The sequence below is a fragment of the Prevotella sp. CAG:592 genome, assembly GCF_000436015.1.
Lineage (GTDB): Bacteria > Bacteroidota > Bacteroidia > Bacteroidales > Bacteroidaceae > Prevotella > Prevotella pectinovora.
This window is the reverse complement of record NZ_FR892531.1, coordinates 4,918-6,455: the sequence shown is the minus strand read 5'-3', so window position 1 is coordinate 6,455 and position 1,538 is coordinate 4,918. Positions and strand designations below refer to the sequence as shown.

Here is a 1,538-nt window from a genome sequence, read left to right as displayed (position 1 = left end):
ATCCAGACAATTGGCTGACAATCGCCAGGTAGTCAACTATTTGTCTGTCAGTATATTACAGCAAAAAACCAGATAATCTGACAGTTTTTCAGAAATTCTTGTTTTTACTAAGAATCAGTGACATGGGCAACTTTTACTCATATCTATAACCATAGCACGCTCTCGTTTCCCATGTTGAAGAGCAGGTCGATAATACTCATGTTAGGCAGGAAGCCGTGGCGCTGTTCATACACCTGATAATAGCGCCGTGGTTCGAAGTCGGGGTCTGGCAACGGATGCTTGGGCCGGATAGCGTCGCGGAAGTCCGCGATGCCGAGGTCGCAAGCTTCCTCTCTGCTGATATAATGGTCTGTGAGCGAAATGTTCGGTTCTATGTCGAGCAGTTCGCACATCTTCCGGCAGATGTCCATGTTGAAGGAATACAGGTCAGTCCATTTCCCGGTGAAGAACGGTTTGATGTCGTCGGCATAGTATTCGAAGAAAGGCGACTCACCGTATGCGCTCTTCAATGCGTTCCAGTGTACGTGGCGCCAGTTGCCGTGGTCGCTGATTATGGTGGAGTTCACCGTCGTCGGCATCCCCTCATCGCCTTTGTCCTTGTTGCCGGGCGATGTTGGCAAACTGAGAGCCTGGCTCCCGTTAGCCGTCGCTATTATGCAGCGGTTGCGGTAGGTCTGCTTCACGAAACTGTCGTGCTGCTCGATTAATATGCTGTCATAGCGGTTGAGCTTCTGATACCACTGTATGGGTCCGAAGTATGTTGAAGATAATAAAGCTGTCATTCAGGGTGAGTTTTGTGGATGAGCGGGATGTTTCCGTTATAGCGGCATCAGCCATCTGGCGTTTCTGAAGCTGCCGAAGAACGACTCGCTGTTGCCTCTGGAATAAACCACCATGACGATGCGTCCTATAATGTGGTCTTCGGGCACGAAACCGTAATATCTGCTGTCCGGCGTTGTGTCGCCGTCGACAGAACTCATCCAATAATAGTTTCTTGAGAAATAGGCGTAGCGTGTCGCCTTTCCGTCCACGATGAGTTTCCCGTCCTTGATGTCCGCCTTCCGTCCCTCGTGGATACGGTAGGTGTTGCAGAGGAGTTTTATGTTCCATGGCTTCACTTCCACCATGCGGCATCTCTTCGGCGGAATGATGGGGTGGTGGTCAATGTATGTGGTGTCGCCCGGTCCTGCCATGCAGAAAGCGGCGTGAACGCTTCTGTTCGTCACGGTGTGCATGGTGTCGAGCGGATAGTTGAAAGCCACGAGCTCGCCTTTGCCCACCGGCTTGCGGAACCACCGGCTGTATGGGAATGTCTTGTCGCTGCCCGTCCTCAGTCCATAGCTCCATCTGTTCACCAGCACACGGTCGCCATCGACGAGCCATGGCTTTATACCCGTCTTGGGGACTATATAGATGGTGAATGCCACGCAGCGGAAGAGAATCATGAGCAGTCCCGCAATGATGATGGCGATTATGAACTTTATGGCGTTTCTCATCTGTTTCCTTGAGTTGCCGCCGGTGGGAGAGGGTGTGTCTCC

At 51.8% G+C, this 1,538-nt stretch carries 2 protein-coding genes; both read right to left on the bottom strand.

What is annotated here, in order from left to right:
- Positions 1 to 143: 143 nt before the first annotated feature.
- A complete protein-coding gene (locus tag QVO99_RS02975; protein ID WP_022316105.1) occupies positions 144 to 782 on the bottom strand; it encodes a WbqC family protein in 639 nt (212 codons plus the stop codon).
- Between the two features lie 36 nt (positions 783 to 818).
- On the bottom strand, positions 819 to 1,538 hold a 720-nt coding region (locus QVO99_RS02970; RefSeq protein ID WP_288176899.1), incomplete at its 5' end, for a S26 family signal peptidase.